Origin of the sequence: Duganella sp. CT11-25, from assembly GCF_047302815.1 — a bacterium.
Lineage (GTDB): Bacteria > Pseudomonadota > Gammaproteobacteria > Burkholderiales > Burkholderiaceae_D > Rugamonas.
Window position 1 is genome coordinate 4,895,921 of the sequence record NZ_JBKBFD010000001.1, and the last position, 18,920, is coordinate 4,914,840.

The 18,920-nt window shown below is 63.4% G+C and carries 19 protein-coding genes; 12 read left to right on the top strand and 7 right to left on the bottom strand.

Annotation, left to right across the window (positions count from 1 at the left end):
• Positions 1 to 40 precede the first annotated feature (40 nt).
• Positions 41 to 1,732 (top strand): long-chain-fatty-acid--CoA ligase, encoded by a 1,692-nt coding sequence (locus ACEN9F_RS20985; protein ID WP_413422948.1) that lies wholly within the window; start codon positions 41 to 43, stop codon positions 1,730 to 1,732.
• Positions 1,733 to 1,734: 2 nt separating this feature from the next.
• Positions 1,735 to 3,405 (top strand): long-chain fatty acid--CoA ligase, encoded by a 1,671-nt coding sequence (locus ACEN9F_RS20990; protein WP_413422950.1) that lies wholly within the window; start codon positions 1,735 to 1,737, stop codon positions 3,403 to 3,405.
• A 39-nt stretch (positions 3,406 to 3,444) separates the two neighbouring features.
• Here the strand turns inward: ACEN9F_RS20990 and ACEN9F_RS20995 are convergent, their stop codons facing one another.
• From ACEN9F_RS20995 to ACEN9F_RS21005, 3 genes are read right to left on the bottom strand one after another with little or no spacing between them, the layout of a single operon-like run.
• Positions 3,445 to 3,732 carry a hypothetical protein gene (locus ACEN9F_RS20995; RefSeq protein WP_413422952.1) on the bottom strand — a complete coding sequence of 96 codons (288 nt, stop codon included), beginning with the start codon at positions 3,730 to 3,732 and terminating at the stop codon, positions 3,445 to 3,447.
• Between the two features lie 49 nt (positions 3,733 to 3,781).
• Positions 3,782 to 5,356 carry an alkaline phosphatase D family protein gene (locus ACEN9F_RS21000; protein WP_413422953.1) on the bottom strand — a complete coding sequence of 525 codons (1,575 nt, stop codon included), beginning with the start codon at positions 5,354 to 5,356 and terminating at the stop codon, positions 3,782 to 3,784.
• Positions 5,357 to 5,375: 19 nt separating this feature from the next.
• A complete protein-coding gene (locus ACEN9F_RS21005) occupies positions 5,376 to 5,825 on the bottom strand; it encodes an acyl-CoA thioesterase (RefSeq protein WP_413422955.1) in 450 nt (149 codons plus the stop codon).
• Between the two features lie 61 nt (positions 5,826 to 5,886).
• Here ACEN9F_RS21005 and ACEN9F_RS21010 point away from each other — a divergent pair, with 61 nt between their 5' ends.
• Positions 5,887 to 7,725, top strand: a complete 1,839-nt coding sequence (locus tag ACEN9F_RS21010) for an ABCB family ABC transporter ATP-binding protein/permease (RefSeq protein WP_413422956.1) — start codon at positions 5,887 to 5,889, stop codon at positions 7,723 to 7,725.
• Positions 7,726 to 7,757: 32 nt separating this feature from the next.
• Complete coding sequence (locus ACEN9F_RS21015) at positions 7,758 to 9,179, top strand: M20/M25/M40 family metallo-hydrolase (protein ID WP_413422958.1); 1,422 nt, start codon at positions 7,758 to 7,760, stop codon at positions 9,177 to 9,179.
• Here ACEN9F_RS21015 and ACEN9F_RS21020 read toward each other — a convergent pair.
• Positions 9,176 to 10,747, bottom strand: a complete 1,572-nt coding sequence (locus tag ACEN9F_RS21020; RefSeq protein WP_413422960.1) for a family 43 glycosylhydrolase — start codon at positions 10,745 to 10,747, stop codon at positions 9,176 to 9,178. The two genes, ACEN9F_RS21015 and ACEN9F_RS21020, sit on opposite strands and share 4 nt — an antisense overlap.
• Before the next feature lie 141 nt (positions 10,748 to 10,888).
• Here ACEN9F_RS21020 and ACEN9F_RS21025 point away from each other — a divergent pair, with 141 nt between their 5' ends.
• A complete protein-coding gene (locus tag ACEN9F_RS21025; RefSeq protein ID WP_413422962.1) occupies positions 10,889 to 11,125 on the top strand; it encodes a hypothetical protein in 237 nt (78 codons plus the stop codon).
• Positions 11,122 to 11,328, top strand: coding sequence for a hypothetical protein (locus ACEN9F_RS21030; RefSeq protein WP_413422963.1), 207 nt, complete (start codon positions 11,122 to 11,124; stop codon positions 11,326 to 11,328). The genes ACEN9F_RS21025 and ACEN9F_RS21030 overlap by 4 nt, the downstream gene beginning before the upstream one ends.
• 46 nt (positions 11,329 to 11,374) lie before the next feature.
• Here ACEN9F_RS21030 and ACEN9F_RS21035 read toward each other — a convergent pair whose 3' ends face one another.
• Positions 11,375 to 12,637: a dicarboxylate/amino acid:cation symporter gene (locus tag ACEN9F_RS21035; protein ID WP_413422965.1), complete on the bottom strand. Its 1,263-nt coding sequence runs from the start codon at positions 12,635 to 12,637 to the stop codon at positions 11,375 to 11,377.
• A 168-nt stretch (positions 12,638 to 12,805) separates the two neighbouring features.
• Between ACEN9F_RS21035 and ACEN9F_RS21040 the strand changes: the two genes are divergently transcribed.
• Genes ACEN9F_RS21040 through ACEN9F_RS21060 form a run of 5 tightly spaced genes read left to right on the top strand, consistent with a single transcriptional unit; the run spans position 12,806 to position 17,415 of the window.
• Entirely contained in the window at positions 12,806 to 13,531 is a 726-nt protein-coding gene (locus ACEN9F_RS21040) for an amino acid ABC transporter ATP-binding protein (RefSeq protein ID WP_413422967.1), read from the top strand.
• A 50-nt stretch (positions 13,532 to 13,581) separates the two neighbouring features.
• Positions 13,582 to 14,502 carry a transporter substrate-binding domain-containing protein gene (locus ACEN9F_RS21045; protein ID WP_413422969.1) on the top strand — a complete coding sequence of 307 codons (921 nt, stop codon included), beginning with the start codon at positions 13,582 to 13,584 and terminating at the stop codon, positions 14,500 to 14,502.
• On the top strand, positions 14,499 to 15,230 hold the full coding sequence (locus ACEN9F_RS21050; RefSeq protein ID WP_413422971.1) for an amino acid ABC transporter permease: 732 nt from the start codon (positions 14,499 to 14,501) through the stop codon (positions 15,228 to 15,230). Before ACEN9F_RS21045 ends, ACEN9F_RS21050 begins: the two co-directional genes overlap by 4 nt.
• Complete coding sequence (locus ACEN9F_RS21055; RefSeq protein WP_413422973.1) at positions 15,230 to 15,922, top strand: amino acid ABC transporter permease; 693 nt, start codon at positions 15,230 to 15,232, stop codon at positions 15,920 to 15,922. The genes ACEN9F_RS21050 and ACEN9F_RS21055 overlap by 1 nt, the downstream gene beginning before the upstream one ends.
• 56 nt (positions 15,923 to 15,978) lie before the next feature.
• Positions 15,979 to 17,415: an amidohydrolase family protein gene (locus ACEN9F_RS21060; protein ID WP_413422975.1), complete on the top strand. Its 1,437-nt coding sequence runs from the start codon at positions 15,979 to 15,981 to the stop codon at positions 17,413 to 17,415.
• On the opposite strand, the gene ACEN9F_RS21065 is transcribed toward ACEN9F_RS21060, so the two are convergent.
• Together ACEN9F_RS21065 and ACEN9F_RS21070 are read right to left on the bottom strand one after the other, a co-directional pair.
• Positions 17,416 to 17,592: a Txe/YoeB family addiction module toxin gene (locus ACEN9F_RS21065; RefSeq protein ID WP_413427127.1), complete on the bottom strand. Its 177-nt coding sequence runs from the start codon at positions 17,590 to 17,592 to the stop codon at positions 17,416 to 17,418. It abuts the gene before it with no gap.
• On the bottom strand, positions 17,543 to 17,755 hold the full coding sequence (locus ACEN9F_RS21070) for a type II toxin-antitoxin system Phd/YefM family antitoxin (protein ID WP_413422977.1): 213 nt from the start codon (positions 17,753 to 17,755) through the stop codon (positions 17,543 to 17,545). The genes ACEN9F_RS21065 and ACEN9F_RS21070 overlap by 50 nt, the downstream gene beginning before the upstream one ends.
• A gap of 110 nt (positions 17,756 to 17,865) precedes the next feature.
• Here ACEN9F_RS21070 and pyrC point away from each other — a divergent pair, with 110 nt between their 5' ends.
• Entirely contained in the window at positions 17,866 to 18,918 is a 1,053-nt protein-coding gene (pyrC, locus tag ACEN9F_RS21075) for a dihydroorotase (protein WP_413422979.1), read from the top strand.
• The last annotated feature ends 2 nt before the right edge of the window (positions 18,919 to 18,920 follow it).

Below are 18,920 nucleotides of genomic sequence, written 5' to 3' on the forward strand. Positions count from 1 at the left end.
GGACCTTACAACGATAATATTCGAGACAAAGAGGCACAGGATGGAGAAAATCTGGTTGAAGTCGTATCCGCCCGGCATGCAAACCGAGATCGATACTAGTCAGTACCGCTCGCTGGTGCAGCTGCTGGAAGAGTCCTTCCACAAGTTTGCAGACCGCAACGCCTACGTCTGCATGGACAAATTCCTCACCTATGCCGAGGTCGACGCGTATTCCAAGCGGCTCGGCGCCTGGTTGCAAAGCCGCGGGCTGAAGAAGGGCGCGCGCGTGGCCATCATGATGCCGAACGTGCTGCAGTACCCGATCGCGATCGCGGCCATCCTGCGCGCCGGCTACACGGTGGTCAACATCAATCCGCTGTACACGCCGCGCGAGCTGGAGCACCAGCTGAACGATTCGGGCAGCGAGGCGATCCTGATCCTGGAGAACTTTGCGACGACGCTGGAGCAGGTGCTGGGCAAGACCCAGGTCAAGCACATCGTGGTGGCCAGCATGGGCGAGATGCTCGGCGGCCTGAAGGGCCCGCTGGTCAATTTCGTGGTGCGCAACGTCAAGAAGATGGTGCCGCCGTTCTCGCTGCCGAACGCGGTGCGCTTCAAGGATGCACTGTCGCAGGGCGGCGCGATGAAGTTGACGCCGGTGGAACTGAACGAGGCCGATCCCGCCTTCCTGCAGTACACGGGCGGCACGACCGGCGTCTCGAAAGGCGCGACGCTGACGCACAAGAACATCGTCGCCAACCTGCTGCAGAGCGAGGCGTGGTCGCAGCCGGCGCTGGGCGGATCGAGCGAGCAGACCACCATCGTCTGCGCGCTGCCGCTGTATCACATCTTCGCGCTGACCTGTTGCGCGATGTGGGGCACCCGGGTCGGCGCGTTGAATATCCTGATCCCGAATCCGCGCGACATCGGCGGCTTCATCAAGGAGCTGGCGAAGTACAAGTTCAACATGCTGCCGGCGGTGAACACGCTGTACAACGCGTTGCTGAACCATGCGGATTTCGTCCATCTGGATTTCTCGCAGCTGAAGATCTGCAACGGCGGCGGCATGGCGGTGCAGCAGGCCGTCAACGACAAGTGGCTGAAGGTCACCGGCGTGTCCATCATCGAAGGCTATGGCTTGTCCGAAACCTCGCCGGTGGCCACCTGCAACCGCGCCGACAACAAGACGTTCACGGCCACCATCGGCTTGCCGGTGCCGTCGACCGACATCGCCATCCTGGATGACGACGGCAACGAAGTGGCGCTGGGCGAACCGGGCGAGATCGCGATCCGCGGCCCGCAGGTGATGGCCGGCTACTGGAACCGGCCGGACGAGACGGCCAAGGTGATGACGCCGGACGGCTACTTCAAATCCGGCGACGTCGGCGTGATGGACGCCAGCGGCTTCGTCAAGATCGTCGACCGCAAGAAGGACATGATCCTGGTGTCCGGCTTTAACGTCTATCCGAACGAGCTGGAGGGCGTGATCGCGGCCCACCCGGGCGTGCTGGAGTGCGCGTGTATCGGCGTGCCGGACGAGCATTCGGGCGAGGCCGTCAAGGTGTTCGTGGTCCGCAAGGATCCGAACCTGACCGTCGAGCAGCTGATGGCGTATTGCAAGGAACAATTCACCGGCTATAAAAAGCCGAAATATATCGAGTTCCGCGAGGAATTACCAAAAACCAATGTCGGGAAAATCCTGCGCCGCATGCTGCGCGACGAACAACCCGGCGATAAGAAAAAGGCTGCATAAAGATGGAAAAGATTTGGCTGAAGTCGTACCCCGAAGGCGTCCCCACGGAAATCGATAGCACGCAATATCGTTCGGTCACGCACTTGCTGGAAGAGTCCTTCCGCAAGTTCGCCGACCGCAACGCCTTCGTGTGCATGGACAAGTTCCTGACCTACGGCGAGCTGGATCAACTGTCGCAGAAGATGGGCGCCTGGCTGCAGAGCAAGGGCCTGCAGCCGGGCGCGCGCGTGGCGATCATGCTGCCGAACGTGCTGCAATATCCGGTGGCGATGGCGGCCATCCTGCGCGCCGGCTACACGGTGGTCAACGTCAACCCACTGTATACGCCGCGCGAGTTGCAGCACCAGCTGGTGGACTCCGGCTCGGAAGCCATCATCGTGCTGGAAAACTTCGCCACCACGGTGGAGCAGGTGGTGGCGCAGACCCAGGTCAAGCACGTGATCGTGGCCACCATGGGCGACATGCTGGGCATGCTGAAAGGCGCGATCGTCAACCTGGTGGTGCGCAAGGTCAAGAAGATGGTGCCGGCGTTCTCGCTGCCTGGCTCGGTGTCCTTCAAGCAGGTGATCGCCGAAGGCGCGGGCATGACCTTGCAGCCGGCCAAGCAGGGCCACGACGATATCGCCTTCCTGCAATACACGGGCGGCACCACGGGCGTGTCCAAGGGCGCGATCCTGCTGCATCGCAATGTGATCGCCAACGTGCTGCAAAACGAAGCCTGGCTGCAGATGAAGCCGCAGGCCGACCAGGTCGTGTTCGTGTGCGCGCTGCCGCTGTACCACATCTACTCGCTGACCATCAGCGCCTTCATGGGCATGCGCATGGGCGGCCTGAACCTGCTGGTGCCGAATCCGCGCGACATTCCGGGCTTCGTCAAGGAACTGGCCAAGTACAAGGTGGCGGTGTTCCCGGCCGTGAACACGCTGTACAACGCGCTGCTGAACAATCCGGACTTCCCGAAGCTGGACTTCTCCAGCTACAAGATTTGCAACGGCGGCGGCATGGCCGTGCAGCAGGCCGTGGCCGACCGCTGGCTGAAGATCACCGGCACGCCGATCATCGAAGGCTACGGCCTGTCGGAGACGTCGCCTGTGGCCACCGCCAATCGTGTGGACATCAAGGAATTCACCGGCACCATCGGCCTGCCGATCCCGTCGACCGAAGTGGCGATCCTGGACGACGACGGCAATCCGCTGCCGCTGGGTTCGACCGGCGAGATCGCGATCCGCGGCCCGCAGGTGATGGCCGGCTACTGGAACCGTCCGGACGAGACCGCCAAATCGATGACGACAGACGGCTTCTTCAAGACCGGCGACGTCGGCATCATGGACCAGCGCGGCTACACCAAGATCGTCGACCGCAAGAAGGACATGATCATCGTCTCCGGCTTCAACGTCTATCCGAACGAAGTCGAAGGCGTGGTGGCGGCGCACCCTGGCGTGCTGGAAGTGGCGTGCATCGGCGTGCCGGACAAGAACTCCGGCGAAGCGGTCAAGCTGTTCGTGGTGCGCAAGGATCCGAACCTGACGGCCGAGCAGATCCTGGACTTCTGCAAGCACGAGCTGACGGCATACAAGAAGCCGAAGTACATCGAGTTCCGCGACGAGCTGCCGAAGACCAACGTCGGCAAGATCCTGCGCCGCCAGCTGCGCGACGAAAAAGCCGCCGCCTGATCAAAGCGGGGTCAACAGCCCGGTATAAAAAATCGCCTGCTAGCCAGGCGATTTTTTTTGTGCGCAGGCCAGCCGCTTTTGCCGCAGCGCGGCGGCCAGCCGCTGCCGTACTTCGTGATCGTGGTCGAGATAACCTTCCTTGTTGGCGCGGCGGGCACAAGCTGCCCAGTGCTCGTCGTCCACTTCCTGCAGCCGCTCGAACTCGGCCAGCGACAGCATGACCACCTGCCCATGGTCAGGCTTTTCCACGACGATGGTTTGCGTCAGCGCGCGATGCAGATAGCTATCGAGCTCCTGCGCAATCTCACTCTCTGTGACTTTCAACATGGAGCGCCTCCTGTTTGATGTTGCCAATCCAGTATAGGCTGCGGTCCGTTCAATTCAAGCCTGGCTTGCCGTCGCGGACCACAAAACTGGCGGCGGTGGCGATCGCGCTGGCGTTGTCATGGACATCGTCCAGCGCCAGGAACAGCGTCGTGGTCTCGGCAGGCGTGATATCGAGCAACATGAAGCCGCGCTTGTCGCTGCGGCCATACTTGATGCCGTGGTTCATCGATACATATTGCTCGGTGCGGGCCTGAGGACGCGACGGCGAGGTCACCGAGGTGCCGCAGAATTCCGTCGCCAGCACTGGATTGGTGGGCGAGCTCGGCCGCGTGGGATTGCGGTTCAGCTCGCAGGCGAAGAAGCTGTGCACGTCACCGGACAGCACCAGCGGGTTGCTGGCGCGGCTGGTGTGCAGCGCATCGAACAGCTGCTGGCGCGCCATGGGATAGCCGTCCCAGCCATCGGTCCAGAAACGGCCGTCGCCCGGCTTGAGGATGGGCAACTGGCTGTTCTGCGCCATCAGCGTCTGCTGGGCCAGGATGTTCCAGCGCGCCTGCGATGACGACAGTCCCTGCGCCAGCCATTGCTGCTGCTCGTTGCCGAGCATGCTGCGGCCGGCGTCGCGCAGCGTGGGGCAGTCGCGCAGCATGACCGAGCTGGAGCCGCCCCGCGCGGCAGGCGAGCAGGCTTCGTAGGCGCGGTACTGGCGGTCGTCCAGCACGTGGAAGCGCGCCAGCCGGCCCCAGTCGTATCGCTGGTAGATGCGCATGCGGGCGAAGTCGCCGGCCCTGGGCACGGACAGCCGCAGCGGCATATGTTCGTAGAAGGCCTGGTAGGCGGCCGCGCGGCGCTGCAGGAATTGCGGGTCGAGGCGCTCGTCGCGGTCGTTGGCGTAGTCGTTGGCCACTTCGTGGTCGTCCCAGGTGACGATCCACGGCGCGGCCAGGTGGGCGGCCTGCAAATCGCGATCGGTCTTGTACTGGGCGTAACGGGCGCGGTAATCGGCCAGCGTGAAGCTTTCAGCGGTCCGTACGGCGCCTTTCGGGTGCTGCAGCTGGTACGGCCCCCACTCGTAGATGTAGTCGCCCAGGAAGGCCACCAGGTCGGGCGCGGCGGCGGCGATGTGGCGGTGGGCGGCATAGGTGCCGAATTCCCAGTGCTGGCAGGAGGCCACGGCCAGCTTGAGGCGCTCCGGCATGACGTTGTCGGCGGGCGCGGTGCGGGTGCGGCCGACCGGGCTGACGGCGTCGCCCAGCATGAAGCGGTACCAGTACCAGCGGTCCGGCTTGAGGCCGGTGATGTCGACGTGGACGCTGTGCGCCAGTTCGGGCGGCGCGCTGGCCGTGCCCTTGGCGGCGATGCGGCTGAAGCGCTCGTCCTCGGCCATCTCCCAGCGCACGCTGTAGGCCAGTTGCGGCATGGCGGCGGCGTTGAGCGGATCGGGCAGGATGCGGGTCCAGATGACGACCGCGTCCGACAGCGGCGAGCCCGAGGCGACGCCGAGGCTGAACGGATACGTCGCGCCGGCCTTCTGCGCGAGGGCGCTGTTGCTGGCGCTGGTGAACGCAGCCAGCGCGCCCAGGCGTGCGGCGGTGGCGAGGAAGATGCGGCGCTGGTCGTCCATCCGGGCGGGCCGCGGCGGATCAGGTATTCATCAGCGTTTCGATCGGCGGCACCTTGCGCGGCTTGCGGTCGGAATCGGTGGCGACATAGGTCAGCGTGGCCTCGGTCACCTTGACGGTATCGGCCTGCAGGCGGTTGCGCTCGGCGTACACCTCGACGTTGACGGTGATGGACGTATTGCCAACCTTGACAATATCAGCATAGAACGACAGCAGGTCGCCGACGAACACCGGGTTCTTGAACACGAAGGAGTTCACCGAGATGGTGGCGACGCGGCCATTGGCGCGGCGCGTGGCCGGCAGCGAACCGGCGATGTCGACCTGGGCCATGATCCAGCCGCCGAACACGTCGCCATACACATTGGCGTCGGACGGCGACGGCATCATGCGCAGTTCCGGCATTTTCCCGGCCGGCAGGCCGCGGTTGACGGTATTGATGGCGATTGGCGTTGGATTTTCGGGCGTGGTCATCGTGAATTCTCTTCAGGGGCTACAATTACCGGGATTGAACCATAAAAAGCCGATATCCGCCATGCGCCGTTACCCGAACTCCCCGCCCGCCTCCGCCGGCACTGCACCGTCCGCCCCCACCCGCAGCGATACCGCCACCCTGAAAACCCTGATCCCCTACCTGTGGGTCTACAAGTGGCGCGTGCTGCTGGCGCTGGCTTGCCTGGTCGGCGCCAAGCTGGCCAACGTCGGCGTGCCGGTGGTGATGAAGCGGCTGATCGACTCGCTGACCATCTCGCCGTCCCATCCGCAGGCGCTGCTGGTGCTGCCGCTGGCCGCGCTGGTGGCGTACGGCGTGCTGCGCGTGTCGACCACGCTGTTCACGGAGCTGCGCGAGTTCCTGTTCGCGCGCGTGACCCAGCGCGCCGTGCGCACCATCGCGCTGCAGGTGTTCCGCCATCTGCATGCGCTGTCGCTGCGCTTCCACCTGAACCGCCAGACCGGCGGCATGACGCGCGATATCGAACGCGGCACGCGCGCGGTCGGCTCGCTGATCTCCTACACGCTGTTCAACATCCTGCCGACGCTGGTGGAGATCACGCTGGTGCTGGGCTACCTCGTCACGCACTACGATATCTGGTTCTCGGTGATTACCTTCGTGGCGCTGGTGTCCTACATCACGTTCACCATCGTCATCACCAACTGGCGTACGCACTTCCGCCGCACCATGAACGAGCTGGATTCCAAGGCCAACACCAAGGCCATCGATTCGCTGATCAACTACGAGACCGTCAAATACTTCGGCAACGAGGATTACGAGGCCAAGCGCTACGACGAGGGCTTGCAGAGCTATGAGAGCGCCGCCGTCAAATCGCAGACGTCGCTGTCGCTGCTGAATACCGGGCAGTCGATGATCATCGCGGTCGCCGTGACGCTGATCCTGTGGCGCGCCACGGTGGGCGTGATCGCCGGCCAGATGACGCTGGGCGACCTGGTGCTGGTGAACTCCTTCATGATCCAGCTGTACATTCCGCTCAACTTCCTCGGCGTGATCTACCGCGAGATCAAGCAAAGCCTGGCCGACATGGAGAAGCTGTTCGCGCTGCTGGACCAGAACAAGGAAATCGCCGACGCGCCGGACGCGCAGCCGCTGGTCACGCATGGCGCGCAGGTGCGCTTCAACCGCGTCGACTTCAGCTACGAATCCAAGCGCCAGATCCTGTTCGACGTCGACTTCACCATCGCGCCGGGCACCACGACGGCGGTAGTGGGACATAGCGGTTCGGGCAAGTCGACCTTGTCGCGCTTGCTGTTCCGCTTCTACGAAGTCAACGCCGGCGGCATCACCATCGACGGCCAGGATCTGCGCTCGCTGACCCAGGATTCGGTGCGCCACGCGATCGGCATCGTGCCGCAGGATACGGTGCTGTTCAACGACACCATCGAATACAACATCGCCTACGGCAAGCCGGGCGCCACGCACGAGGAGATCGTCGCCGTCGCGCGCGCCGCGTCGATCCACGATTTCATCGACAGCCTGCCGGACGGCTACGCCACCATGGTCGGCGAGCGCGGTTTGAAGCTGTCCGGCGGCGAGAAGCAGCGCGTGGCGATCGCCCGCACGCTGCTGAAGAATCCCGCCATCCTGATCTTCGACGAAGCCACGTCGGCGCTGGACTCCAAGGCCGAGCAGGCGATCCAGGCGCAGTTGAAGGAAATCGCCAAGAGCCGCACCACGATGGTGATCGCGCACCGCCTGTCCACGGTGGCCGACGCGCAGCAGATCATCGTGCTCGATCACGGCCGCATCGTCGAACGCGGCACGCATCAATCGCTGTTGGCAGCGGACGGCTTGTATGCTCAAATGTGGGAACGCCAGCAAGCCAAGGCTGACGAAGATGAAGTGATGAATGCAGTTTAATTTCCAATATCTTTCCACATAAGGAATCGACCATGAAGTCTCGTTTTGTCCTGGGTGCCGTTACCGCCTTGATGGCCTGCGTGCAAAGCGCCTACGCCGCCGATCCTACTGAACAGCAGTTCCGCTCCCTCTACAAAGAGCTGGTCGAAACCAATACCACCTTGTCCGCCGGCAGCTGCACGCTGGCCGCCGAGCGCATCGCCACGCGCTTGAAGGCGGCAGGCTTCCCGGACGCGGACCTGCATCCGTTCGCCGATCCGGCGCATCCGAAGGAGGGCGGCCTGGTCGCGATCCTGCCGGGCCGCGATCCGAAGGCCAAGGCCATCCTGCTGCTGGCGCACATCGACGTGGTCGAAGCCAAGCGCGAAGACTGGGTGCGCGATCCGTTCACGCTGGTCGAGGAAGACGGCAAGTTCTACGCGCGCGGCGCATTGGACGACAAGGCGCAGGCGGCCATCTGGGCCGACAGCTTCGTGCGCTTCAAGCAGGAAGGCTACAAGCCGCGCCATACGCTGAAGATGGCGCTGACCTGCGGCGAGGAGACCGCCGGCGCCTTCAACGGCGCCGAGTGGCTGACCAAGAACCGCCGCGAACTGATCGACGCCGGCTATGCGCTGAACGAAGGCGCGGGCGGCGAACTGAATGCGGCCGGCAAGCGCGTCTCGATGACGGTGCAGGCGGGCGAGAAGGTGGCGCAGAACTATCGCCTGGAAGTGATCAATCGCGGCGGCCACAGCTCGCGTCCGATGAAGGACAACGCCATCTACCACCTGGCCGGCGCCTTGAAGAATATCGAGGCGTTCGAGTTCCCGATCCAGCTGGCCGACGGCAGCCGCGGCTACCTGAAGGGCATGTCGAAGATCCAGGCCGCGGCGGGCCACAAGGATATCGCCGATGCGATGCTGGCGGTGGTGAAGGATCCGGCCGACACCAAGGCGGTGGCGCTGGTGTCGTCCAGCGATCCTAGCTGGGCGGCGATGCTGCACACCACCTGCGTGGCGACCATGCTGGATGCCGGCCATGCCACCAACGCGCTGCCGCAGCGCGCCCGCGCCAACGTCAACTGCCGCATCTTCCCGGGCGTGACGCAGGAGACCGTGCGCGAGGCGCTGGCCAAGGCGATCAACGATCCGGCGGTGAAGGTGGAAACGCTGGAGATTCGCGGCGAAAACTCGGCGCCGCCCGAGCTGACCAAGGCGATCCTGGAGCCGGTCGAGAAGCTGACCGCGAAGATGTGGCCAGGCGTGCCGGTGATGCCTATCCTGCAGTCAGGCGCCACCGACGGCCAGTTCCTGAACGCGGCCGGCATTCCGACCTACGGCATCAGCGGCATCTTCCTGACGCCGGACCTGGGCAATATCCACGGCCTGAACGAATACATCGGCGTGCAGTCGCTGATGGAAGGCCGCATCTTCCTGCACGACCTGGTCAAGACCTACGCCGAGCAGATCTAGGCCAGCGCGCGGTACTGGAAGTCCAGCACGCGTACAGCGCCTTCACCGGCGCTGTACACCGCCGGCTGCAGGCTGAGGAAGCCGCCGAAGACGTTGTGGTGCATGCCGGAGGTTTCCATCTGCCACGGGTGCTGGATCCATTTGCCGTCGTCCAGCGCGTAGAAGAACGTCACGATGTGCTGGTCGTTCCTGACGCGGATGCGCACCGTGGAGGCTTTCACTGCTTCGCGCATCCAGCTTTGCTCCCTCGCGTAGTGATAGGTCAGCATATGCGTGGTGCTGAAGCCGACGCCGACGAACATATGCTCGTTGTAGTGCAGCAGCAGGCCGCCGTGGCCTGCGCCGCTGATCTCCAGCGTGACGGTCGCTTCGTAGCTGCGGTCGCCGACGATGCAGGACAGCGGCGAACTGTCCGCGGGCGACGTGCCTTTGCCGGTGATGCTCGCTGAGCCCTTCTCGAAACGCACGCGTTTCATCTCGTCCGGTCCCGGATTGAAGAAGCACCATTGCACGCCGAATTTTTCTTTCGTTAGCGCGCCCGATTTGGCGAAGCCTGCCGGCCCGGCGACACCTTTCTTCGGCATCGGCAACGGCGAGGACAGGTCGCCGCCCTTGGGCTTGAACCAGCCGTCCGCCGTCCATTCGATCGGTTCGAGCAGGCATTGGCGGCCCAGCGTGCGATAGCCGTTTTCATAGCCGTGATAGACCATCCACCAATCGCCGGCAGGCCCTTCTACCAGCGTGGCGTGGCCGCGCGACCACCACATCTCGTCGGCGCTTTTAGTGCGCACCAGCGGATTTTGCGGGCAGTTCTCCCACGGGCCGTGGATGGAGCGCGAGCGCGCGGCGATCACCATGTGGCTGGTCGGCGGGCCGGAGGTGCCGCCGACCGCCAGCACCAGGTAGAACCAGCCGTTGCGCCGCAACAGCTTCGGTCCCTCGGGCGCGAACATTTCCACCACCCAGTCGGACGGATAGCGCCATGGTTCGTAGACTTTCTCCAGCGTGCCGACAGTCGCCAGGCCGTCGTCGGTCAGGCCGATGCGGCGCACGCCGTTGACGAACAGGTAGCGCTTGCCGTCCTCGCCGACCGCGTGGCCGGGATCGATGGCGTCGATATGCAGGTCGATCGGCTCGCTCCACGGGCCTTTGATGTTGTCGGCCCAGATCACGAAGATGGTGCCTTTGCCATTCGGCGTGGCGGGGATGTAGATGAAATAACGACCGTTGTGCTTGACCAGGTCCATGGCCCAGACGCTGCCGATCGGTTTGGTCAGCGCCGGTCCGACCGGCACCCAGTTCACCAGGTCGCGCGAGTGCCAGATGATGGCGCCGGGGTAGGACAGGAAGGACGAAAACGTCATGTAGTAATCGTCGCCGTCCTTGAGGATGGTCGGATCGGGATGGTCGCCCGACAGGATCGGGTTGAGGAAAGTGCCGTTGCCGAGGTCCGCCTTGCGCTGGCCTTCGATGCCGCGTCCCCAGGTGGGCTTGGCGTGGGCCGCCAGCGGCGCCAGTGCGGCGCCCGACAGTAGCGTCTTCAGCGCAGTGCGCCGTGTTGATTTCATTGTGTCCCCGCGTATAAGTTTGATGACGCAAATGGTGCCCCGTCGTGCAGGGCCATGCAATTATGAAACTCACCAATCCGAATAATGATTCCACACAATTACGGCTGCGGTTGCTTGCCGTGAGGTGGCGCAAGGCGCATCATGACTATTCAGATTAAGTTGATGGTTATTGGGGCGATGAGCGCTTCCTATTACGTCGGCGCTGTGATCGGGAGTATCGCTGTTGCTACGGGGCGCAGTCTGTCAGGAGGAACTTCTCTCTCCGATGTCCTGCTTAACGCACAGATGAATCATCTGCATCGCCCTTGGCTACCTGCCGTCATGATCCGTCATCCCGAGATTTACAGGAAGCGCCGCATCGCGCAGGCGGGGAGATGAAAGTGAAGGATGGGTTACTGCTACTGATTACGGGCTTGCTTTGCGCGGGGGGCGCAGCGCTGTTCTTCAGGTTTTTCGGCAACGAGGCTTTCAACGTCATCATATTGGTGACACTGGTGTCAGTCCTTGTGGACAACGCGCGTTTGCGGCGCAGGTTGCGTGAGATGGGGGCCAAGCCGGAGGGCAAGCGCACTTGGTTGTGACGAAAAAAAGGCCACCGCGAGGTGGCCTTCTGTTTGGTGGCGCCGCTTACGGTAGCGGTGCGTCCGCCAGTTCTTCGACCTTGAGCGGATCGACCAGCTCACCCTCCCACTTGGCGACGACCGCAGTGGCGACGCCATTGCCGATGACGTTGGTGGCGGAGCGCGCCATGTCCAGGAAATGGTCGATGCCCAGCAACAGCAGCATGCCCGCTTCCGGAATGTTGAACTGGCTCAGCGTCGCGGCGATCACCACCAGCGAGGCGCGCGGCACACCGGCCATGCCCTTGGAGGTCAGCATCAACACCATCATCATGGTCATCTGCTGGCCCAGCGACATCTCGATGCCGTAAGCCTGCGCGATGAACACGGTGGCGAAGGTGCAGTACATCATCGAGCCGTCGAGGTTGAACGAGTAGCCTATCGGCAGCACGAACGCGGCGATGCGGTTGCGCACGCCGAAACGCTCCAGGCCTTCCAGCGTCTTCGGATACGCCGCTTCGCTCGATGCGGTGGAGAACGCCAGCAGCGCCGGGCCGCGCATCTCCTTCATCAGGCCGAACACGCGGCCCTTGAGGAACAGGAAACCGATGAACACCAGCAGCGACCACAGCAGCGCGATGCCGAAGTAGAACTCGGCCATGAAGACGCCGTAGGTGGACAGCACGCCCAGGCCGCTCTTGGCGATCACGCCGGCCACTGCCGCGAACACGGCGATCGGCGCGAACTTCATCACGTAGCCGGTTACTTTCAGCATCACGTGGGCCACGCCGTCCAGCGCTTCGACCAGCGGGTTGGCCTTGGCGCCGACCGCGGCGGCGGCCGAACCGAAGAACAGCGAGAAGATGACGATCTGCAGGATCTCGTTCTTGGCCATGCCGTCGACGATGGAGGACGGCACCAGGTGGGTGACGAAGTCCTTCAGGCTCAGGCTGGAGGTGGCCAGGTCGGCCTTGGCGGCGGTGGCGGCCATGTGGCCCAGCAGCGCGTCGCCAGGACGGAACAGGTTGACCAGGATCAGGCCCAGGCTCAGCGACATTAGCGAGGCCAGGAAGAACCAGCCCAGAGTCTTGATGCCGATGCGGCCCACTTCGGAAGCGTCGCCCATGCGGGCGATGCCGACCACCAGCGTCGAGAACACCAGCGGTGCGATAATCATCTTGATCAGTCGCAGGAACAGCGTGGTGACCAGCGACAGGGTCTCTGCAAAGCCGACCGGGTTGGCCAGATGGTCATGGGCGAAGTAGCCGGTAATGATACCCAGCGCCAGGCCCAGGAGGATGTAAGTGGTCAATCGGCTTTTTTTCTGCATGTTCTGAATTCCCGTGGTAGTGTCTCTTTGGACGCAGGCTGACGCAGGGTAGTCTGCGGTAGCGCAATCTGGTACAAAATAATGTCATTTCCCATCTATGTGGGGGTATGATCCTGCCAATGTTAGCCTTGTAAGCTGATGAAACATTAAGCAAGTTCCGCAGTATATATGATCGCGATAAAAAATCTTAATAAATGGTACGGCCAGTTTCAGGTATTGGCTGATTGCAACACCAACGTGGCCAAGGGCGACGTCATGGTGATTTGCGGTCCGTCCGGCTCGGGCAAGTCGACGCTGATCAAGACCGTCAACGGGCTGGAGCCGTTCCAGCAGGGCGAGATACTGGTCGACGGCGTCTCGGTCGGCGCGAAGGGCACGGATCTGCCCAAGCTGCGGGCGCGCATCGGCATGGTGTTCCAGAACTTCGAGCTGTTCCCGCATCTGTCGGTGCGGCAGAACCTGACGCTGGGCCAGACCAAGGTGCTGGGCCGCAGCGAAGACGAGGCCAACGCGCGCGGCCTGCAGTACCTGGACCGGGTCGGCCTGCTGGCGCAGCAGGACAAGTATCCGAACCAGCTGTCAGGCGGCCAGCAGCAGCGCGTGGCGATCGCCCGCGCGCTGTCGATGGATCCGATTGCGATGTTGTTCGACGAACCGACGTCTGCGCTGGATCCGGAGATGATCAACGAGGTGCTGGATGTGATGGTCGGCCTGGCGCAAGAAGGCATGACCATGATGGTGGTGACGCACGAAATGGGCTTCGCAAAGAAAGTGGCGAACCGGGTGGTCTTCATGGACAAGGGCAGTATCCTGGAGGACTGCGGCAAGGATGAATTCTTCGGCGCCCCGCGTTCCGAGCGCGCGCGCGATTTCCTGGCGAGGATCATCCACTAGCAATGTAGTAGCTTGGCGCTCGGTGCATTTTTTCTGCTTAGGGAGGAATCATGTCATTACCGCGAGTACTCATTCTTCTGATCCTGGCCTGTCTCGGCGGCCAGGCCGCAGCGCAGGACGCCGGCGGCACGCTGGCCAAGATCAAGCGCACCGGCGCCATCACGCTCGGCGTGCGCGACGGCTCGATTCCCTTCTCCTACCTCGACGACAAGCAGCAGTACCAGGGCTACTCGGTCGACCTGTGCATGAAGATCGTGGCGGCGGTGCAGAAGCACCTCGGCACCACGGTGAAGGTGGCGATGAATCCGGTCACCTCCGCCAACCGCATCCCGCTGATGGCCAACGGCACCATCGACCTCGAATGCGGCTCCACCACCAACAACGCCGAGCGCCAGAAGCAGGTGGCGTTCGCGCCCACCATGTTCGTGATCGGCAGCCGGCTGCTGTCGAAGAAATCGTCCAACATCAGCAGCCTGGCCGACATGAAGGGCAAGACCCTGGTGGCGACCGCCGGCACCACCACCCTCAAGCAGATGACCATGCTGAACGCCGAGAAAAAACTGGGCATGAACATCGTGGTAGGCAAGGACCATCCGGAATCGTTCTTGATGATGGAAACCGGCCGCGCCGCCGCCGAGGCCAACGACGATATCCTGCTGGCCAGCCAGGTCGCCAGCGCGCGCAATCCGGGCGAGTACGTGATCGGCAAGGAGGCGTTGTCGGTCGAGCCTTACGGGATCATGATGCGGCGCGGCGATCCGGCCTTCAAGGCGGTGGTGGATGCGGCGCTGGTGCAGGTCTACCAGTCGGCCGAGTTTCCCAAGCTTTACCAGAAGTGGTTCCAGAGCCCCATTCCGCCGAAGGGCATCAACCTTAACTTCCCGATGCCGGAGCAGCTCAAGGCCGTCATCGCCAAGCCCACCGATTCGCCTGATCCGGCCGCGTATTCCGCAAGCACCGCGGCGCGATGAACTATCACTGGAACTGGCGCATCTTCGGCGAGCTGTCGCCGGACGGTGTTCATACCTACTGGGACACGCTGATGTCCGGCCTGGCGTGGACGCTGGCGACCTCGCTGGCCGGCTGGGTGATGGCGCTGGTGCTGGGATTCGCCGTCGGCGCGCTGCGCACGCTGCCGGGGCGCGTTCTGCCGTTGCTGGGCACCGCCTATGTTGAATTGTTCCGCAACGTGCCGCTGCTGGTGCAGATGTTCCTGTGGTTCTTCGTCGCGCCCGAGCTGCTGCCGCAGGCGGCGGGCGACTGGCTGAAGGCGTTGCCGAACGCGCCTTTCGTCACGGCGGTGGTGTGCCTCGGATTCTTCACGTCGGCGCGGGTGGCGGTGCAGGTGACGGCCGGCATACAGGCGCTGGCCGGCGGACAGCGTCTTGCCGCGCTGGCGCTGGGGCTGGACCTGCCGCAGACCTATCGTTTCGTGCTGCTGCCGCTGGCGCTGCGCATCATCCTGCCACCGCTGACCAGCGAGTTCCTCAACATCATCAAGAACAGTTCCGTCGCGCTGACCATCGGCCTGATGGAGCTGACCGCCAGCGCGCGCGCGATCCAGGAGTTTTCGTTCCAGGTGTTCGAGGCGTTTTCCGCCGCCACGCTGATCTACGTGCTGGCCAACCTGGTGGTGATCGCCGCCATGCGCCTGCTGGAGCGGCGGCTGGCGCTGCCCGGCACCTTGGGAGCGCGCTGATGTTCACGCACTTCGACTTCGACGTCATCGGCCGCTCGTGGGTCTACCTGTTCCAGGTCGGCATGGCGTTCACGCTGGAGCTGACGGTGCTGGCCATGATCGGCGGCGTGGCGCTGGGGACCTTGCTGGCGCTGGGCCGCATGTCTAGCTTCAGGCCGCTGGCGCTGGTGGCCGCCGCCTACGTCAACCTGATACGCGCGGTGCCGCTGGTGCTGGTGATCTTCTGGTTCTATTTCCTGGTGCCGTATCTGGCTGCGTGGGTGATCGGCGCGGCGGAGCCGGTCAAGGTCGGCACGTTCTGGTCGGCGCTGATTACCTTCACGTTGTTCCAGGCGGCGTACTACTGCGAGATCATGCGCGGCGGCATACAGTCCATCCCGCGCGGGCAAGTGCTGGCGGCACAGGCGCTGGGCCTGAACTACTGGCAGGTGATGGGCCGCATCGTGCTGCCGCAAGCCTTCCGCAACATGCTGCCGGTGCTGCTGACGCAGACCATCGTGCTGTTCCAGGACGTGTCGCTGGTGTATGTGCTGTCGGTGCCGGATTTCGTCGGCGCGGCCAGCAAAGTGGCGCAGCGCGACGGCCGGCTTGTGGAAATGTACACCTTTGTGGCGCTGGTTTACTTTGTGTTGTGCTGCTTGCTTTCATGGCTGGCAAGGCAGCTGCAAAAGCGTGTCGCCATCGTGCGCTAGACTCTGATAGTATCCTCGCCACCGAATAATTCACACGGGGACATCGCATGCCATCCATGAAAAAAATAGCAGGCGCCATGCTGGCGCTTGGCCTCCTCTCCGGCGTGCACGCCGCCGACAAAATCGCCGCGGACCTGGTGCTGACGCAAGCGACGCTGATCGACGTCGCGGGCGGCAAGGCCGTCAAGGGCAAGTCCGTCGTGCTCAAGGGCGACACCATCATCGCCGTGGTCGACGACCGCAAGTTGTCCGATTACTCGGCCAGGAAAACCATCCGCCTGCCGGGCAAGTACCTGATGCCGGGCCTGTGGGATACGCATGTGCACTTCGGCGGAGGTCCCGCGCTGATCGAAGAGAACAAGCATCTGCTGGCGCTGTACCTGGCCAACGGCATCACCTCCGTGCGCGATTGCGCGGGCGATTTGCCGGACACCGTGCTGCAATGGCGCGACCAGATCAAGAACGGCCAGCTGGAAGGCCCAACCATCTTCACCTCGGGCGCCAAGCTGGAAGGCTATAAGCCGCTGTGGAAGGGGACCATCGAAGTCGGCACGCCTGAAGAGGTGAGCAAGGCGCTGGATGGCCTGCAGGCGCAGAAGGTGGACTTTGTGAAGATCACCGAAAACACGCTGAAGCCGGAGATCTACCTGGAAGCGCTGCGCCAGGCCAAGGAGCGCGGCATGCGCACATCCGGCCACATCCCGGTGCAGCTGACACTGGCGCAGATGTTCGATGCGGGGCTGGGCACGGTGGAGCATCAGTCGTATCTGCTGCGTTCCTCGACGCCCAAGGAAAAAGCGCTGACCGAACAGGTGGCTGCCGGCACGCTGACCGGCAAGGAAGCGATGAAGCAGAGCCTCGCAAGCTATGACGAGGCGACCGCGCGCGCATCGTTCCGCTATATGGCCTCCAAGGGGACTGCGGTAGTGCCGACGCTGTCGGTGTCGCGTGTGGTGGCCTACCTGGACCGCGACGATCATTCGAAGGATCCGGCCTTGCAGTACATCGGCAAAGGCCTGCGCGCGACCTACGAATGGCGCGTGCAGCGCGCGGCGCAGGACGATGCCGCGGCGATCGCGCAGCGCAAGGCGGTGTTCGAGAAATCCGCGTCGCTGCTGCCGATACTGGCGTCGGAAGGCGTCAGCATCATTGCCGGCACGGACGCGGGCTTCTTGAATTCGTACGACTATCCGGGCCAGGCGCTGCACGATGAAATCGGCCTGTACGTGCAGTACGGCCTGACGCCGGTGCAGGCGCTGCAAACGGCGGTGGTCAATGGCCCGCGCTTCCTCGGCAAGCTGGATCGCTACGGCAGCCTGGAGGCCGGCAAGTCGGCCGACCTGCTGGTGCTGGACGCGAACCCGCTGCAAGACATCGCCGCCACGCGCAAGATCCGCACCGTCGTCAGCCGCGGCACCGTCTACGACCGCGCGCATCTCGACAAGATGCTGGCCGAAACCAAGGCCTGGGCTGCGCAGACGACCGCGCCATAACTATTCGTGGTGAGACCACATGCGCAGAATGCGAACGATATGCTGATCCGGGAAAACCTCGTAGACGAGGCGGTGATGTATGTTGATCCTGCGTGAATAGGTGCCCGCCATATCGCCAACCAGTTTTTCAAATGGCGGTGGGCGGGTGAATGGATCGTTGACCAGGATATCCAGCAGACAACAGGTATAAAGTTTCCTGAATCGCTGACCAGTCTTCTGCCGATACGAGAACGGCGTTATTGCGCTTGCCGGTGATGGTCACAGGTACGTGGCTGGCCGCAGTCTCGTCGATCAGATTATGAAGTTGTGCGCGCGCATCGCTGGCGGAGATGGTATCCATGACGGCTCCCTGAGAATGGTGATTTAAACGTACGCTTTTGCGTACGAGCAGTCAAGCGACCGGCGCAAAAGGGTAAAATGCCGGTATTCGACCTTTGAAAGCCTGCAGCCATGTCCGACATCGAACAAACTCCCGACAGCATCACCATCGCCCGCCCGGACGACTGGCACCTGCATTTGCGCGACGGCGCGACGCTGGCCAGCGTGCTGCCGCACAGCGCCCGCCAGTTCGGCCGCGCCATCGTGATGCCAAATTTGAAACCGCCGGTCACCACCACCGCCGCCGCCGAAGCGTATCGCAACCGCATCCTGGCCGCGCTGCCGGCTGGTATGAAGTTCGAGCCGCTGATGACGCTGTACCTGACCAACAACACGCCGCCGGACGAAATCCTGCGTGCGCAGGAAAGCGGCATCGTCCACGCGGTCAAGCTGTATCCGGCCGGCGCCACCACCAATTCGGACGCCGGCGTGACCGACCTCTCCAACTGCTACAAGACGCTGGAGATGATGCAGGAAGTGGGCATGCCTTTCCTGGTCCACGGCGAAGTTACCGACCAGGACATCGACCTGTTCGACCGTGAAGCCGTCTTCATCGAGCGCGTAATGCGCCCGCTGCGCCGCGACTTCCCGGCGCTGAACATCGTCTTCGAACACATCACCACCAAGCACGCCGCGCAGTACGTGGCGGAAGCCGAAGGCCCGATCGCCGCGACCATCACCGCGCATCACCTGCTGTACAACCGCAACGACATCTTCAAGGGCGGCATCCGTCCTCACTACTACTGCCTGCCGGTGCTGAAGCGCGAAGAACACCGCCTGGCGCTGGTCACCGCCGCCACCAGCGGCGACGAACGCTTCTTCCTCGGCACCGACTCCGCGCCGCATGCACAGGGCGCCAAGGAAGCCGCTTGCGGCTGCGCCGGCTGCTACACCGCGCTGCACGCGATGGAGCTGTATGCCGAAGCCTTCGAGCGCGCCGGCGCGCTGGACAAGCTGGAAGCCTTCGCCAGCTTCAACGGCCCGGCTTTCTACGGCCTGCCGCGCAACGAGGGCACCATCACCCTCAAGCGCGAGCAGTGGACGCTGCCGGAAACACTGCCGCTGGCGGACCAGCAGGTGGTGCCGCTCAACGCCGGCGAAACCATCAACTGGAAAATGGTATAAGC

Coding starts and splice junctions, on each gene's coding strand:
- ACEN9F_RS20995 (WP_413422952.1), bottom strand. CDS start 3,732: ATGTTGAAAGTCACAGAGAGTGAGATTGCGCAGGAGCTCGATAGCTAT.
- ACEN9F_RS21005 (WP_413422955.1), bottom strand. CDS start 5,825: ATGACCACGCCCGAAAATCCAACGCCAATCGCCATCAATACCGTCAAC.
- ACEN9F_RS21035 (WP_413422965.1), bottom strand. CDS start 12,637: ATGCAGAAAAAAAGCCGATTGACCACTTACATCCTCCTGGGCCTGGCG.
- ACEN9F_RS20985 (WP_413422948.1), top strand. CDS start 41: ATGGAGAAAATCTGGTTGAAGTCGTATCCGCCCGGCATGCAAACCGAG.
- ACEN9F_RS21040 (WP_413422967.1), top strand. CDS start 12,806: ATGATCGCGATAAAAAATCTTAATAAATGGTACGGCCAGTTTCAGGTA.
- ACEN9F_RS21070 (WP_413422977.1), bottom strand. CDS start 17,755: ATGGATACCATCTCCGCCAGCGATGCGCGCGCACAACTTCATAATCTG.
- ACEN9F_RS21010 (WP_413422956.1), top strand. CDS start 5,887: ATGCGCCGTTACCCGAACTCCCCGCCCGCCTCCGCCGGCACTGCACCG.
- ACEN9F_RS21045 (WP_413422969.1), top strand. CDS start 13,582: ATGTCATTACCGCGAGTACTCATTCTTCTGATCCTGGCCTGTCTCGGC.
- ACEN9F_RS21015 (WP_413422958.1), top strand. CDS start 7,758: ATGAAGTCTCGTTTTGTCCTGGGTGCCGTTACCGCCTTGATGGCCTGC.
- ACEN9F_RS20990 (WP_413422950.1), top strand. CDS start 1,735: ATGGAAAAGATTTGGCTGAAGTCGTACCCCGAAGGCGTCCCCACGGAA.
- ACEN9F_RS21025 (WP_413422962.1), top strand. CDS start 10,889: ATGACTATTCAGATTAAGTTGATGGTTATTGGGGCGATGAGCGCTTCC.
- ACEN9F_RS21055 (WP_413422973.1), top strand. CDS start 15,230: ATGTTCACGCACTTCGACTTCGACGTCATCGGCCGCTCGTGGGTCTAC.
- pyrC (WP_413422979.1), top strand. CDS start 17,866: ATGTCCGACATCGAACAAACTCCCGACAGCATCACCATCGCCCGCCCG.
- ACEN9F_RS21020 (WP_413422960.1), bottom strand. CDS start 10,747: ATGAAATCAACACGGCGCACTGCGCTGAAGACGCTACTGTCGGGCGCC.
- ACEN9F_RS21030 (WP_413422963.1), top strand. CDS start 11,122: ATGAAAGTGAAGGATGGGTTACTGCTACTGATTACGGGCTTGCTTTGC.
- ACEN9F_RS21000 (WP_413422953.1), bottom strand. CDS start 5,356: ATGGACGACCAGCGCCGCATCTTCCTCGCCACCGCCGCACGCCTGGGC.
- ACEN9F_RS21050 (WP_413422971.1), top strand. CDS start 14,499: ATGAACTATCACTGGAACTGGCGCATCTTCGGCGAGCTGTCGCCGGAC.
- ACEN9F_RS21060 (WP_413422975.1), top strand. CDS start 15,979: ATGAAAAAAATAGCAGGCGCCATGCTGGCGCTTGGCCTCCTCTCCGGC.